The organism is Alkalibacillus silvisoli (genome assembly GCF_039521975.1).
Taxonomy (GTDB): Bacteria; Bacillota; Bacilli; order Bacillales; family Alkalibacillaceae; genus Alkalibacillus; species Alkalibacillus silvisoli.
The window spans coordinates 50,080-64,067 of the sequence record NZ_BAAACZ010000009.1; the positions used below are offsets into that span (position 1 = coordinate 50,080).

At 35.6% G+C, this 13,988-nt stretch carries 17 protein-coding genes; 11 read left to right on the forward strand and 6 right to left on the reverse strand.

Annotation, left to right across the window (positions count from 1 at the left end; genetic code table 11):
• Window positions 1-3 precede the first annotated feature (3 nt).
• From thiI to ABDZ63_RS04440, 6 genes are all read left to right on the forward strand, one after another.
• Window positions 4-1,206, forward strand: a complete 1,203-nt coding sequence (gene thiI, locus ABDZ63_RS04415) for a tRNA uracil 4-sulfurtransferase ThiI (RefSeq protein ID WP_343782045.1) — start codon at window positions 4-6, stop codon at window positions 1,204-1,206.
• A gap of 75 nt (window positions 1,207-1,281) precedes the next feature.
• Window positions 1,282-1,473 (forward strand): alpha/beta-type small acid-soluble spore protein, encoded by a 192-nt coding sequence (locus tag ABDZ63_RS04420; RefSeq protein ID WP_343782046.1) that lies wholly within the window; start codon window positions 1,282-1,284, stop codon window positions 1,471-1,473.
• Between the two features lie 517 nt (window positions 1,474-1,990).
• Entirely contained in the window at window positions 1,991-2,650 is a 660-nt protein-coding gene (locus tag ABDZ63_RS04425) for a hypothetical protein (protein WP_343782047.1), read from the forward strand.
• A complete protein-coding gene (gene ytfJ, locus ABDZ63_RS04430; RefSeq protein WP_343782049.1) occupies window positions 2,628-3,053 on the forward strand; it encodes a GerW family sporulation protein in 426 nt (141 codons plus the stop codon). Before ABDZ63_RS04425 ends, ytfJ begins: the two co-directional genes overlap by 23 nt.
• 72 nt (window positions 3,054-3,125) lie before the next feature.
• Window positions 3,126-4,106, forward strand: a complete 981-nt coding sequence (locus tag ABDZ63_RS04435) for a class I SAM-dependent methyltransferase (RefSeq protein ID WP_343782050.1) — start codon at window positions 3,126-3,128, stop codon at window positions 4,104-4,106.
• A 17-nt stretch (window positions 4,107-4,123) separates the two neighbouring features.
• Window positions 4,124-4,933, forward strand: a complete 810-nt coding sequence (locus ABDZ63_RS04440; RefSeq protein ID WP_343782051.1) for an EcsC family protein — start codon at window positions 4,124-4,126, stop codon at window positions 4,931-4,933.
• A 37-nt stretch (window positions 4,934-4,970) separates the two neighbouring features.
• On the opposite strand, the gene ABDZ63_RS04445 is transcribed toward ABDZ63_RS04440, so the two are convergent.
• Window positions 4,971-5,420 carry a universal stress protein gene (locus ABDZ63_RS04445; RefSeq protein ID WP_343782052.1) on the reverse strand — a complete coding sequence of 150 codons (450 nt, stop codon included), beginning with the start codon at window positions 5,418-5,420 and terminating at the stop codon, window positions 4,971-4,973.
• Between the two features lie 208 nt (window positions 5,421-5,628).
• Between ABDZ63_RS04445 and ABDZ63_RS04450 the strand changes: the two genes are divergently transcribed.
• Both ABDZ63_RS04450 and ald read left to right on the forward strand, forming a co-directional pair.
• Window positions 5,629-6,339, forward strand: coding sequence for an SDR family oxidoreductase (locus tag ABDZ63_RS04450; RefSeq protein WP_425541949.1), 711 nt, complete (start codon window positions 5,629-5,631; stop codon window positions 6,337-6,339).
• Window positions 6,340-6,422: 83 nt separating this feature from the next.
• Window positions 6,423-7,535 carry an alanine dehydrogenase gene (gene ald, locus ABDZ63_RS04455; protein ID WP_343782055.1) on the forward strand — a complete coding sequence of 371 codons (1,113 nt, stop codon included), beginning with the start codon at window positions 6,423-6,425 and terminating at the stop codon, window positions 7,533-7,535.
• Between the two features lie 285 nt (window positions 7,536-7,820).
• Here ald and ABDZ63_RS04460 read toward each other — a convergent pair whose 3' ends face one another.
• The gene (locus tag ABDZ63_RS04460; protein ID WP_343782056.1) at window positions 7,821-8,915 is read right to left on the reverse strand and encodes a M24 family metallopeptidase; all 1,095 of its coding nucleotides are present in this window, start codon (window positions 8,913-8,915) and stop codon (window positions 7,821-7,823) included.
• 120 nt (window positions 8,916-9,035) lie between these two features.
• Between ABDZ63_RS04460 and ABDZ63_RS04465 the strand changes: the two genes are divergently transcribed.
• Both ABDZ63_RS04465 and ABDZ63_RS04470 read left to right on the forward strand, forming a co-directional pair.
• Complete coding sequence (locus ABDZ63_RS04465; protein ID WP_343782057.1) at window positions 9,036-9,716, forward strand: metal-dependent hydrolase; 681 nt, start codon at window positions 9,036-9,038, stop codon at window positions 9,714-9,716.
• Window positions 9,717-9,926: 210 nt separating this feature from the next.
• Window positions 9,927-11,231 (forward strand): DRTGG domain-containing protein, encoded by a 1,305-nt coding sequence (locus ABDZ63_RS04470; protein WP_343782058.1) that lies wholly within the window; start codon window positions 9,927-9,929, stop codon window positions 11,229-11,231.
• Here the strand turns inward: ABDZ63_RS04470 and ABDZ63_RS04475 are convergent.
• Window positions 11,228-11,533, reverse strand: coding sequence for a YtpI family protein (locus tag ABDZ63_RS04475; protein WP_343782059.1), 306 nt, complete (start codon window positions 11,531-11,533; stop codon window positions 11,228-11,230). The genes ABDZ63_RS04470 and ABDZ63_RS04475 overlap by 4 nt on opposite strands.
• Before the next feature lie 93 nt (window positions 11,534-11,626).
• Between ABDZ63_RS04475 and ABDZ63_RS04480 the strand changes: the two genes are divergently transcribed.
• Window positions 11,627-12,580, forward strand: coding sequence for a DHH family phosphoesterase (locus ABDZ63_RS04480; RefSeq protein ID WP_343782060.1), 954 nt, complete (start codon window positions 11,627-11,629; stop codon window positions 12,578-12,580).
• Window positions 12,581-12,725: 145 nt separating this feature from the next.
• Here ABDZ63_RS04480 and ABDZ63_RS04485 read toward each other — a convergent pair whose 3' ends face one another.
• The 3 genes from ABDZ63_RS04485 to ytrH form a co-directional block, all read right to left on the reverse strand.
• A complete protein-coding gene (locus ABDZ63_RS04485) occupies window positions 12,726-12,908 on the reverse strand; it encodes a YtzJ family protein (protein ID WP_343782061.1) in 183 nt (60 codons plus the stop codon).
• A 136-nt stretch (window positions 12,909-13,044) separates the two neighbouring features.
• Window positions 13,045-13,551: a sporulation membrane protein YtrI gene (ytrI, locus tag ABDZ63_RS04490; protein ID WP_343782062.1), complete on the reverse strand. Its 507-nt coding sequence runs from the start codon at window positions 13,549-13,551 to the stop codon at window positions 13,045-13,047.
• 1 nt (window position 13,552) lies between these two features.
• Window positions 13,553-13,882 carry a sporulation membrane protein YtrH gene (gene ytrH / locus ABDZ63_RS04495; RefSeq protein WP_343782063.1) on the reverse strand — a complete coding sequence of 110 codons (330 nt, stop codon included), beginning with the start codon at window positions 13,880-13,882 and terminating at the stop codon, window positions 13,553-13,555.
• Window positions 13,883-13,988 lie beyond the last annotated feature (106 nt).

The window sequence follows — 13,988 nt, forward strand, 5'->3', positions numbered from 1 at the left end:
ACAATGAAATTTGATCATATCTTAATTCGCTATGGAGAATTAGCTTTAAAAGGTAAAAATCAGAAGTTTTTTATTAATACATTAAGGTCTAACGTACAACGCGCTTTAAAAAACTACCCACACCTTTCTATTAAGGGGAAGCGTGACCATATGTATATATTGTTAGATGGGGAAGACCCACAACCAATTATTAATAAGTGTAAAGATATATTTGGGATTCAGTCTTTTAGCTTAGCAATGAAAGTGGAAAACGATGAAGAGAAAATTAAACAAGCGGCACTTGAAGCGTTAAATCAAGACCAAGGCCAAACCTTTAAAATTACTTGTAAAAGACCAAATAAACACTTCCCGGTTCGCTCTCAGAAAATGAATCAAGTGTTAGGTGGTCATTTATTAACGAATACTGATAATTGGCAAGTAGATGTCCATAATCCTGATGTTGATATTAGAGTTGAAATTCGTCATGATGCAACTTATATTACAGCTAAAAAAATTCCAGGTAAAGGTGGTTTGCCTGTTGGTTCTACAGGAAAAACATTACTATTAATGTCAGGTGGAATTGATAGCCCTGTAGCTGGTTACTTAACAATGAAGCGCGGGGTTAAATTAGAAGCGATTCATTTTCATTCGCCACCATTTACTTCAGAGCGCGCTAAACAAAAGGTGGAAGATTTAGCACAAACTTTAACGAAATTTGGTGGAGAAGTGAAATTGCACCTAGTCCCTTTCACTGAAATCCAACAAAAGATTTTTAAAGAAGCACCTGAAAATTATGGTATGACGATTATGCGACGAATCATGTTGCAAATAAGTGAAAAGGTAGCAGAACAGAAAGGTATTTTATCACTTGCAACGGGTGAAAGTTTAGGTCAAGTTGCTAGTCAAACGATGGAAAGTATGCACGCAATTAATGAAGTCACAAATTACCCTATTATTAGACCGTTAGTTGCGATGGATAAAACAGAGATTATTGACCTTTCTAAAGAAATTGATACGTATGAGATATCTATTCGCCCTTATGAAGATTGTTGTACGATCTTTGTACCTAAACAGCCGAAAACAAGGCCTAAGAGGGAAAAGGTCAATCAGTTTGAAGCGCCAATTGATTTTACTAATGAAATTGAAAAAGCAATCAATGGTGTTGAAACTGTCGTATTTAACGCTAGTAAATCACAAAAAGACGATGAAATTGATGAACTGTTATAAATTATAACTTCCATCATTTGCATTGTATGAACTCTCCTTGGTTATCTCAAAATAGGTAACGAGGAGGTGAAAGAAATGGCTAACAACAACTCTAACAACTTAGTAGTACCAGGTGTACAAGCTGCATTAGACCAAATGAAGACTGAGATTGCTCAAGAGTTTGGTGTACAATTAGGTCCAGATTCAACATCTCGTTCTAACGGTTCTGTAGGTGGCGAGATCACTAAACGCTTAGTACAACAAGCGCAACAACAAATGCATCAGTAAGTAAAAAAATAAAATAGTGAATTGAAGCTTAAACATTCTAGTCAGTTGTAAAAACGATCAAAACATCTTTAATTAATAAAGTGTATGTTTTTACAGCCGGTATAGAATGGTGGAGGGGGCAGTTGATTGAGTAACTGCCCCTTTTCATTTTATTCAAATTTAAAAGGTACAAATGAATTAGGGAAACTTAATCCCGGCTGCTTTACCGATTTTGTAGTGGTAAACCAGGTTCCAATTAAAATATCAAATACTATTTAAGTAATATAAATGTAAAAAAATGTAGCGGTTTAGGTGGACGAAGTGTCTACAAGCAATCGATATATAAGCTAACTTAATACAGCCTTACTTGGAATTAAAGCTCTCCATTTATTGAGAGCTTTTTTAAATTGTTATAGCTATATTAGTCTATACCTTTGTCACTAAGTAATGAGTTACCTTTAACTAAGTTTTGTTAATTTTTATGTATAATTTACCAATTATTGCTGAACATAATGGGTGCAAAGGTAGGTGAGGTTTGTTGGTCATTGTTGGGGGTATTCTAATAATTATTCTGATCACAGTTATATTTGTGTTATTTACGAAAGTAACTGTGGAGCTCATGCTTACATATGAAAATAAGCAGAAAGATGTCTATATTACTGTGAAATGGTTAAACTTTAAAGTTTTTAAACGAACCATTCCTGTGATCGACCTTAATAGTGATCTTTCAGTTGATGTATTCGAGAAGGATGAGATGCTTAATGTACAAACTCCAGATAAAGAGAAGAACTATACACCAAAAGAAATGCAAGAACAATATCATATTGTTCAAAAAGTAATTGATACAACAAAAGATGTCATTCCCCATATTAAAAGGTTAATTGAATCCTTTCACCTACACCATTTCCACTGGGTGAGTGAATTAGGGGTAAAAGCAGCTAATCAAACAGCTACTTTAGTAGGGATGACCTATTCAACTAAAAGTATGGGATGCCATTGGATGACGGTTTTAATGAAAAGTGATTTAACACCACAGTTTAAGGTTATTCCCAATTATAACAAACCAACATTGGAATCAGAACTCGAATGTATATTATCGATTAGAATCGGTCAAATTATGCGTAATGCGCTGTCCATAGCATGGCAATATCAAAAAATTAAGAGGTGGAATGTAAATGAGCGAACATCCAATTCATAATATGATGGAAACAGCAATGGAAAATTTAAAAGAGATGGTTGATGTTAATACGATTGTAGGTGATCCGATTGAAACTCCTGATAAATCAGCTGTAATCTTAACAGTTTCAAAAGTTGGTTTTGGTTTTGCATCAGGTGGAAGTGAATTTAATGGTCAATCTGAATCCAGTGATGGTTCAGCGAACATGCCTTATGGTGGTGGTGCTGGTGGTGGTGTTTCAATTACGCCGATTGCTTTTTTAATTGTTAGAGCACATGATGTTAAAATGGTTCATCTTGATGAAGGCACTCATATAGTGGAAAAACTAATAGACTTAGCACCTCAAGCAGTTGAGAAAATTCAACATATGATTCAACAAAATAAAAATGTTAACCCATATGGAACAACGAATACACCTGATTAAAAGCTATTGCTATAAAAGTCCTGTTAAATTTGCTAAAATTAAAGTGTAGAAAAGTATGACGGAGGGACTTTAATGGAGCAACAAATTGATAGCTTGTTCAATTGGTTAGACGAGACAACGTCTATTATTGAGCAAGAAGAAAATACACCTTACATTGAAGCATTAATTGCAGCTAGTAATTTACTTTTTGAACAACAGGTCCCTGAAGACCTTGAACCCAATTATCGTACTCAATTAACTAATCAGGTTAATGCTATTCAGTTTAGTGACTTTGAACGTGAAGCTAGGCAGAAGGCGATGCAATTAGCTATTTTAAAAGGGATGAAAGGTGCTACTCAGCAACACCACTACATCACGCCTGAGACGATCGGTGTTTTTATAGGTTATCTCATTACTAAATTTGTAGGTGGTCAAAATTCATATCGACTGTTTGACCCAGCATCTGGTTCGGGTAACTTATTATTAACTATTTTGAATCAACAACAAAATATGGAGGTTGATTCGTACGGAAGTGAAGTTGATCCAACATTAATTAGGTTAGCTTTCAACAACACTAATCTACAAGAGCGAGAGATTGAGTATTTCCATCAGGATAGCTTGAAGCCTATACTTTTAGAACCAGTTGATGTGATTGCTTCTGATTTACCTGTTGGTTACTATCCTGATGATGATACAGCGAGCTCTTATGAATTAAAAGCAGAAGAAGGTCACTCTTTTGCACATCATCTCTTTATCGAGCAAAGCATTAAATATACTAAGGAAGCAGGTTACTTATTTTTTGTAGTACCAAGCTTTCTTTTTGAAAGTGAGCAAAAAGACCAGCTTCAATCTTACTTAAAAGAGCATGTACACATTGTAGGTGTATTAGAACTACCGAAATCGATGTTCCAAAATGAAAAATTTTCAAGAAGCATATTAATATTACAAAAGAAAGGCCCTCAAACTAGGGACCCTAGAAAAGTAATGCTCGCACAATTACCCTCATTTAAAGATGTTGAAGCGACTAATAATGTCATCACTCAAATTGATCAATGGTTTAAGAATGATCGATAAAAAAGGAGTCGTGTTTTATGGGAGAAAAACGCGTCTTAACGGAGATAATGCGCTTTGAACAAGAAGTTGCTTCTTATGTTTCGAATGACTTTGAAAAGGTTTATGAAATATGGGTTCAAGACCAATTTAATAAATTACCCAAACGTGTACAAAGTAAATTCTTCGATAGCGTAGATCAATGGTTACTCTATACTTACACCTTTTTACAAGGTACAAATGCTCAAAACGAATCTTATAATCGAATTCTCCAAGTAGGGAGAACATATGATGAGCATGTAGAGAAAATTGAAGATTTAAGGCACCTGTCAATTGAAAAATTAAATTATTTAACAGACCAACAAGTGGCCAGAAATCGTGTTTATGCCTTTGTCCAAGGAGGAGTATCTGGTGCAGGTGGCTGGCTCTTACTTGGAGTGGACCTGCCCTTGATGATTGGCCTAAATTTAAGAACAGTCCAATTGATAGGAACTTGTTATGGTTATAACATGCACAACCCAATTGAAATGTTGATCGCCCTTAAAGTACTTCACGCCGGAGCTCTCCCTAAAAGACTTCAATATGAAGCTTGGCAAAATTTAAAGCATGATATTGACAAGTATGATTCCCTTATGTCACAAGAAAAGCAACTGACGAACAAAACGTGGATAGAACAACCGTTAAAAAATATCTTTAAGACATTAGCGATTATAATGTTTCGCAAAAAATTGTTTCAAGGTGTTCCTTTAATTAGTGTAGGAATTGGTGCAACTGTTAATTACAAAACAGCTAAAGATATAAGTGATTTTGCTAAACGATTTTACCAATATCGTTTTATTCAAAAATCATAAAAAATTGGGGTTATCCCCCAATTTTTTTACGTTTATCTCATTTACCCATTTCAGGTCTAATGACTAAAACATCGACTTTAGAATATCTAGTGATGTGCTCTGATACACTTCCGATAAAAAAACGCTCTACTGTATTCATTCCTGTGGCTCCGCATATTATTAAATCTGCATTGTGTCGTGGGGCCACTTCTTTTGCGATTTTTACTTTTGGTGAACCATGTTCAAGGTCAGTCACCACGTTGTCAACACCAGCTTCTTCTGCTCGGGTCTGATAAGTTTTTATCAGCTCAAGTGCGTCATTTTGTACTCGGTCTGACACGCTACGATCGTATGCTTCAATCGTTGAATAAACCCGGGTGTCAACAACGTGAGAAATAATTAATTTGGCATGATTACGTTTGGCGATGTCGATTGCTTTTTGAAAAGCAAAGTCCGATGCTTTAGAACCATCTACTGCTATGACAATGTCATGATATTCAAATGCCATATAGACACCTCCTTGTCTTGGTACGTCTATTGTACCATCATTATCAGAATATTCATACTAATATAAATATAGAGTTTGAACTTGTTTCGTTCATTTTCGAAAATAATCATGGTAAAATTAATTTATGGAAGGTCATCATAGTATGATTGGAGGCCTTAATATGAGACATGCTATTATAACAGCTGGAACTAAAGGTTTAGGAAAAAAGATGACAGAACACTTTTTGAACAAAGGGTATAGTGTGACTGCAACATATCGTCACGATCAAGCTAAAGCTGAAGAGCTTTTAGAGGAATTTCCTGAACATAAACATCAATTACATATTGAGCATTTAGATACGATGAACGTTTCGACCATTAACCAGGCAATTGATGGTGCTTATAAACGATTTGGACGAATTGATTGTTTAATTAGTAATGCTGGACCTTATATCTTTGAAAGAAAAAAGCTGTTTGACTATACTGAACAAGAGTGGCATGAGATGGTTAGAGGGAACTTAGATGCTTCTTTTTATTTACTTAAAAAATGCCTACCCATCATGCGATCTCAGCAATATGGACGAATTGTTTTCTTAGGATTTCAAGGTGTAGACCACAGCTCTGGGTGGATTTATCGTTCCGCTTTTGCCTCAGCAAAGGTTGGTTTAGCATCCTTAATGAAGACAGTTGCACTAGAAGAAGCAGAAAACAAAATTACCGCTAACATGGTTGCTCCAGGTAAAGTCATTGACGAAATGAAAGAAGCAAACATTGTAAGCAGTAAGAAGATCACAACAACTGAAACACCAATTGGTAGACCAGGAACAGGTGAGGATATCGCGAGAGTAGTCGGTTATTTAAGTGACGAAGATTCGGATATGATTACAGGTTCTGTCGTTGAAGTGACTGGCGGATTAGACGTTATTCATCGTCATTTATAAATCAGTTTCCACTTTTTTTGTAATCATGTTATAGTAAAAGCGGTTACATAAAATATATATTAATAAATGTAGGAGGATTAGTTATGAGAATTGGAGTACCTAAGGAAATAAAAAATAATGAAAACCGTGTCGCATTGACTCCTGCGGGGGTTATGAGTTTAATAAAAGCGGGTCATGAACTTTATTTAGAGACAAACGCAGGTGAAGGTTCAAATTTCACTGATGAGCAATATAAAGAAGCTGGTGCAACGATCGTTTCAACAGCGAAAGAGGCTTGGAGTCAGGAGATGGTTATGAAAGTAAAGGAGCCATTACCTGAAGAGTATGATTACTTCTATGAAGGATTAATTTTATTTACTTATTTACACTTGGCCGCAGAGCCTGAATTAACAAAAGCTTTAACTGAGAAAAAAGTAGTCGGGATTGCGTATGAAACAGTTGAATCAAACCAAGGGACATTACCATTATTAACACCAATGAGTGAAGTCGCTGGACGTATGTCTTCTCAAATTGGTGCACAATTTTTAGAAAAATCACGTGGCGGTAAAGGTATTCTGTTAAGTGGAATTCCAGGAGTATCACGTGGTAAAGTAACTATTATTGGTGGCGGTGTAGTTGGTACGAACGCTGCTAAAATTGCAGTCGGGTTAGGTGCTGATGTAACGATCATTGACTTAAGTCCTGAACGTCTACGTGAACTAGATGATATTTTTGGTAATCAAATTAAAACAGTGATGTCTAACCCATTAAATATCGAAGAACACGTAAAACATTCAGATCTACTTATTGGTGCCGTACTAATTCCAGGCGCTAAAGCACCTAAGCTTGTTACCGATGCAATGATTCAACAAATGACTCCAGGTTCTGTCATTGTTGATGTAGCTGTTGACCAAGGTGGTATTGTTGAAACGGTTGATCGTATTACAACACATGACGATCCTACTTATGAGAAACATGGTGTTCTTCATTATGCTGTAGCGAACATGCCTGGTGCTGTTCCTAGAACGTCAACGATTGGTTTAACGAACGTCACAGTTCCTTATGCATTACAATTAGCAAATAAAGGATTTAAACAAGCGGTATTAGATAATGCTAACCTTTCTAAAGGGGTTAACACTTTAGATGGCTATGTTACATATAAAGCCGTAGCTAGCGCTCATGATTTAGACTATAAAGATTTAAATGATTTATTATAGGTTTTAATTTAAGCTCTGTTGAAGCCCGTTATTGTAATTGTATTCACGTTAGGCTGGATGCTTTTTAGACGAACCGGATTTCTCTAGTGTAGATGTAGACCAACAAAAGCAGATTTGAAGTGGATCTGTTTAATAGAGCCAATTATTTATAAACTGAGGATGGGATATAAACTTAAAGGAGTATAAAGACGAACGATTTACTAATTTTCAATGGTTGCTTAGCATTCATCAAATTTTAGTAGTTCGGATTTTATACCGATCCTTTTGTCCCATCCTCGTTGTTAATTAAAGCATTTTTAACTGTTTTGGATATTGAGTAAGCCTCCTTGGACCATCTTCAGTCATTAACACATCATCTTCAATTCTAACTCCACCAACTCCTGGTACGTATATTCCAGGTTCAATAGTAAAGGCCATTCCAACTTGTAGTGGGGCTTCATTATTAGAAGCCATTGACGGGAATTCATGAACGTCAATTCCAATACCGTGTCCAACCCGGTGTGTAAAGTATTCCCCGTAGCCAGCATCTTCAATCACTCGACGGCAAGCTTGGTCAATATGGCCGAGTGGTGTACCTACTTCACATACTTCAAGTGCCTTTTCTTGCGCTTTTAAAACAGTTTCATAAATTTCTTTATATTTATAATCGATGTTGCCGACAGCTACAGTACGTGTAATGTCTGAGCAGTAACCATTATAAACAACGCCGAGGTCCATTAAAACAAAGTCACCGTCTTCAATCACTTTAGTGCTTGGTGTACCATGTGGTGCTGAAGTTTTAGCACCTGATAAAACAAGAGTCGAGAATGACATATGTCTGATTCCTTTTTCTTTTAATGCGTATTCGACTTCAGCAATGATTTCTAGTTCTGTTTTACCAGGTTTAATATGGCTGAAAGCTGTCTCAATACCAAAGTCCGCAAAACGAGCCGCTTCTTCCAAAATTTTAGCTTCTTCCTCATCTTTGATGACTCTTAATTCATTTAATAGCTTCTGAGCGTGTACGACTTGTCCACTTCCCATTAAACTTTGAATCTGTTTAAAGCGTTCAACATTTAAATGGTCTTCTTCAACGGCGATGTTAAGAGGAATTCCATTGGCATCTTCTAACCATGTTCCAATTTTTACCCAAGGGTTTTCGTGATCAAAATAAGTAATCGTCTCATCTGTCCAACCAGCATTTTTAATATCTTCTAATTCTAAAGCAGGAGCAATAATTACCTTCCTTCCATGAACATCTATGTATAAAGCAATCAAACGTTCATGCGCTTCAGCATAGAGATTACTAAAGTAAAATACATTAGCTTTTGAAGTAATAAAAATCCCTTCAAAATCATTTTCCTTTAACCTTTCAATCAATCGATTAATTCTATTCTCCATAATTTTCACCCCTAAAAAGTTTATCCTATATGTGTTATCTTAACGGATAAAGGGAAATAAATGAATGATAGAGAAGTAATTACTTAAGAAAAATTTTAAAAATTCAGGAGGTTGATTGTGATGAAAGTATCTTTTCATGGCCATTCAGTAGTAAAAGTCGAAACACCGAACCATACGATTTTAATTGATCCATTTATTTCTGGAAATGATTCTTGTGATTTAGAGGTTGAGGGCTTAAAAGCTGATGTCATCTTATTAACTCACGGACATAATGACCACGTAGGTGATACAGAACAAATTGCTAAAAAGAACGATGCTCTAGTGGTTGCACCATTTGAATTAGCTACTTACTTAGGAAATAAAGGGTTAAATACTCACCCAATGCATATTGGAGGAGGTCATCAATTTGACTTCGGTCATGTGAAATTAACACAAGCTTTCCATGGCTCATCTTATGATGAAGAAGATGGTACTATCGTGTATACAGGTATGCCAGCTGGTATTCTATTAACTATTGAAGATAAAACAATATACCATGCCGGTGACACCGCATTATTCTCTGATATGAGATTAATTGGTGACTTAAATGAGATTAATTTAGCGTTCCTACCAATAGGAGACAACTTTACAATGGGTCCAGAAGATGCGAAATTAGCAGCTGATTGGATTAAAGCTGATAAAGTGGTACCCGTTCACTACAACACGTTCCCGTTAATAGACCAAGATGGTGAAGCGTTTGTTCATTCATTACAATCTGGTGTTGGTCATGTCATGAAGCCTGGTGATGAATTAGAGTTATAATACTTAGCCCATCTTTAAATTGAAGAATAAAACCGTTCGTGATGGTTTAACGTCGCGAATGGTTTTATTAATGAGGTTGGCTGTATCTACTCCATTATTGTTGTTTTCTTATTAATTTTTTTATCGTATAACAAAGGGAAATTGCTCAACTATATAACAGAAGGTATAATAGTAGCTATATATGAATGCGGAAGAAATTGGGTGATTCGGATGAGTACAAAGCATGAACAAATTTTGAATTACATAGAATCGCTGCCAGTTGGGATGAAAATCTCAGTCAGAGCAGTTGCAAAAGAGTTAGATGTTAGTGAAGGTACTGCTTACCGTGCGATTAAAGAAGCAGAGAATATTGGCTATGTTAGTACGATTGAGCGTGTAGGGACGATTCGAATTGAACAAAAACGAAAAGAAAACATTGAGAAACTTACTTTCGCTGAAGTGGTAAATATCATTGACGGCCAAGTATTAGGTGGAAGAAGCGGTTTGCATAAAACGTTAAATAAATTCGTCATTGGTGCTATGAAGCTAGAAGCAATGATGAAATATACCGAAAAAAGCTCGCTATTAATCGTTGGTAACCGTGTTAAGGCGCAAGAGAAAGCGTTAAATGCCGGAGCTGCAATATTAATTACAGGTGGTTTTGATACAACAGATTATGTCAAAGGCTTAGCCGATCGCTACGAATTACCGGTGATTTCTTGTTCATATGATACGTTTACAGTCGCTGCCATGATTAACCGGGCTATTTATGACCAATTAATCAAAAAAGAAATAGTGATCATTGATGACATTTATACACCAATTGATGAGACTCATGTCTTGTATGAAGATGATTTAGTTTCAACATGGCATGCATTAAACGACCAAACGAAACATAGCCGGTATCCTGTTGTCAATAAACAAAACCAGGTTGTGGGAGTTGTGACATCGAAGGATATCATTAATAAACGAATTGATTTGAAGATAGAAAAAGTTATGACAAAAAAGCCTATTGTTACTAAAGTAACGACTTCTTTAGCAAGTGCTGCGCATACTATGGTATGGCAAGGCATTGAAATGATGCCAGTAGTTGATGAGGGTTATACATTCCAAGGGGTAATTAGTCGCCAAGATGTCATTAAAGGTCTACAAAGTAGTCAACGCCAACCGCAAATTGGGGAAACAATTGATGATTTAATTCATAAGCAGCTATACTCTCATGGAGATCTAAATGAATTCTCAACCGAAATAACACCTCAAATGACAAATCAATTAGGAACATTGTCATATGGTGTTTTTGCCTCGTTAGTAACAGAGGCTTGTAATCAAACGATGAAAAAAGAAAAAACAGGTGACATGGTGATTGAAAACTTATCAATCTTCTTCATGAAACCTGTCCAAATTGGAAGTCAATTAAGTGTATTGCCAGAGATACTGGAACATGGTCGAAAGTTTGCTAAGATCGATGTTCAAGTATTGTCTGATAACGAATTGGTTGGAAAAGCAATGGTAATGACTCAGTTTATTAATCGTTAGCCTAGGTCACCTGCTGCCTCAGCTTTTAAAATTTCTTGACGATAATGTTTGAATATTTTATACCCATATACAATTTGAGCTACACCTAACGCTAAAAATATAATGGTAATAAATAGAGCAAATTGAGATTGATAATGAGCATATTGATTCATTCCAAAAGTAGAAATAAACAGCCCTAAGGCAATGCGTGCTTTACCATTGGTGTAGTGCATATATAATGGATTTTTATAATTTAAAATTCTTACTTTGAAATATAAATATAAAACAATGGATACGACAAAGATGCTAATTAATATTGGCAAAGTTAACTCTCCTTTATTGTTCTTCAGCTCGAATCTATTGTAACGATTTTTTATTTAAAATGCTAGTGTATTGCGATAGAAAGGATGCTTACTGTGAAAGAAAAAATTATCAATTCGATCAATCAATATCATACCATTATTATCCATAGACATGTTAGACCTGACCCAGATGCTTACGGTTCCCAAGTCGGGTTAGCTAAAATGATCGAAGCGACTTACCCAAATAAAAAGGTATACGTTGTTGGTGAAGAGGATCCTTCTTTAAATTACTTGGCACGTTTGGATGAAATGCCAGATGAGAAATACGAAGGTGCTCTTGTTATTGTTTGTGATACAGCCAATGAAGAAAGAATATGTGATCAACGTTATACACAAGGAGACAAATTAATTAAAATTGATCATCACCCAAACCGTGAACCGTATGGAGATTTAATGTGGGTGGATACAGAAGCTTCTTCAACAAGTGAAATGATTTATGAGTTATATTTAGAAGGTAAATCTGATGGATGGAAATTAAATAAAGAAGTAGCGAGGCTTTTATATGCGGGCATTGTTGGAGATACTGGCCGGTTTTTATTCCCAAGTACGACTGAGCGTACCTTTAATGCCGCACAAGAGTTAGTAACGTACAATTTTGATCGTAAAGCGTTGTATGACAATATGTATCAAGTATCTTTAAACATTGCTAAGTTTAAGGGTGAATTACTTAGTTCAATAGAGCCACGTGAAAGTGGTTTAGCTGTTTTTAAGTTACCCAAAGATTTACTTGATCGATATGAGGTTTCAGCAGATGAAACACATACTTTTGTCAGTATTGCTGGTGATATAAAAGGTATTCATGCGTGGGTGTTCTTCGTTGAGGAAGAAGGTGTAATTAGAGTCAGGTTAAGATCAAAAGGCCCTGTAATTAACGAGGTCGCGGCAAAGTTTAATGGCGGTGGTCACCCCATGGCCTCAGGTGCCAAAGTATTTAGTTGGGAAGAAGCGGATGAGATGGTTAAGGCTTTAGACCAAGTTTGCTTAAATTTTGAAAATAACCCTTCATGAAGGTTTTAATAAGTCCTCACTGAACGTGGCCAAAAGCAATGAACTTGATTAAAATAAGCATCCTATCTTAAGCTCTAAATTGTGTTGTGTTAGAGCTCAAAAACGAAGACACCACGCCTATGTGTGGTGTCTCCAATAAGTATTATTAGTTTCGTGGAATAAACCAGCAACCAATATCAGTTTGATCTTCATAAATATCTAGATTGTTAGAATAAATTCTGCGCTTCACTAATCGGATGAGTTCTTCAGTTTCTGCATAAGCAGAGTAGCCGTTCAAAAGTCGATCAACCTTCTCGTTTGCAACACGTGTTTTACAAACAACAAACATATAACACTCACCTCTTTTGTAAATCACCCACAAAAAAGTTAAATGGGTCTAACTATATTGTAACCCAATACTTTAGAAATATAGCTTTTTTGACAAAACTTTCATAAATACGTCAAAATATGTTGCTGAAATGTCGTTATGATCCTGTAATATGGGTATCAATTGTAATGATGAGTGTAGGAGAGATCGTGATATGCCTTACTTCTAATTCATATTGAATGTCTCTAATATCATAAACTTTGTTTTCGATTGTCCTCATTAATAACTCTCTTTGTTCAGATACTGACTCAATGTTTCTTCCCATTATAGTTTGTAGTTCTTGTAGGACGTTTTCATTTAATTCGTGTAAGGTGAAACGGTCGAGGTCAATTTCATCAGAGTTACTCCATTCTAACTCGATGTCTTGAATTGTCAATCGTCTTTCGTTTGCCCGGTTTAAATCATCCTTATCTTGCTTTAATAACTCATTTTCTTGTTGTACTTGGTTTAATTCATTCCGTATGGCTAAATTATCTTCAATCCACCTTTCTGTATGTTGACCATATACGTATAGGAAAAACATATACCCAATAACAACTCCAGTTAAGATCCCAATAAAGAAAGCTTGCCATTTTGTCTTTTTATAAAATGGGGGAATATGCATATTAAATGTCCCCTTGAGTAATCCAGCTTATTAACATGAGAGCAGATTTAACACCGCCCATAGCAGTGATGATTAGTAAAATTTGTCTGAATAAATCTACAGTAGATGCTTCAAATATACCTTTTTCAAAAGTTGAAATAGCATCAAATGTACCACCTATTGCAGCTACAATTGCCCAAATTCTTAACTTTTTCGCTGCTAATAGCATTTCAGAAATTGGTGGTTGTCCAGTTAAGTATGCACTTAAACTGCCAAATAATGCTCCACCTGTTAATACGCCAAAAGCTATGAAGAAACATTTGATAATTGAGGCTATAAATCGTTCTTCCATATGATCTACTACCTTTCAGTGTACAAGTTGTCTTATAAACTATATGTTTTTTGAAGCTTTTATATGTGAATGATTTCAACTTATATGTTTGTTAGATATAATAAAG

Excerpts from the sequence above, each read along its gene's own strand:
- thiI (WP_343782045.1), top strand. The coding sequence starts at position 4 with ATGAAATTTGATCATATCTTAATTCGCTATGGAGAATTAGCTTTAAAA.
- ABDZ63_RS04420 (WP_343782046.1), top strand. The coding sequence starts at position 1,282 with ATGGCTAACAACAACTCTAACAACTTAGTAGTACCAGGTGTACAAGCT.
- ytfJ (WP_343782049.1), top strand. The coding sequence starts at position 2,628 with ATGAGCGAACATCCAATTCATAATATGATGGAAACAGCAATGGAAAAT.
- ABDZ63_RS04435 (WP_343782050.1), top strand. The coding sequence starts at position 3,126 with ATGGAGCAACAAATTGATAGCTTGTTCAATTGGTTAGACGAGACAACG.
- ABDZ63_RS04440 (WP_343782051.1), top strand. The coding sequence starts at position 4,124 with ATGGGAGAAAAACGCGTCTTAACGGAGATAATGCGCTTTGAACAAGAA.
- ABDZ63_RS04445 (WP_343782052.1), bottom strand. The coding sequence starts at position 5,420 with ATGGCATTTGAATATCATGACATTGTCATAGCAGTAGATGGTTCTAAA.
- ABDZ63_RS04450 (WP_425541949.1), top strand. The coding sequence starts at position 5,629 with ATGACAGAACACTTTTTGAACAAAGGGTATAGTGTGACTGCAACATAT.
- ald (WP_343782055.1), top strand. The coding sequence starts at position 6,423 with ATGAGAATTGGAGTACCTAAGGAAATAAAAAATAATGAAAACCGTGTC.
- ABDZ63_RS04460 (WP_343782056.1), bottom strand. The coding sequence starts at position 8,915 with ATGGAGAATAGAATTAATCGATTGATTGAAAGGTTAAAGGAAAATGAT.
- ABDZ63_RS04465 (WP_343782057.1), top strand. The coding sequence starts at position 9,036 with ATGAAAGTATCTTTTCATGGCCATTCAGTAGTAAAAGTCGAAACACCG.
- ABDZ63_RS04470 (WP_343782058.1), top strand. The coding sequence starts at position 9,927 with ATGAGTACAAAGCATGAACAAATTTTGAATTACATAGAATCGCTGCCA.
- ABDZ63_RS04485 (WP_343782061.1), bottom strand. The coding sequence starts at position 12,908 with ATGTTTGTTGTTTGTAAAACACGTGTTGCAAACGAGAAGGTTGATCGA.
- ytrI (WP_343782062.1), bottom strand. The coding sequence starts at position 13,551 with ATGCATATTCCCCCATTTTATAAAAAGACAAAATGGCAAGCTTTCTTT.
- ytrH (WP_343782063.1), bottom strand. The coding sequence starts at position 13,882 with ATGGAAGAACGATTTATAGCCTCAATTATCAAATGTTTCTTCATAGCT.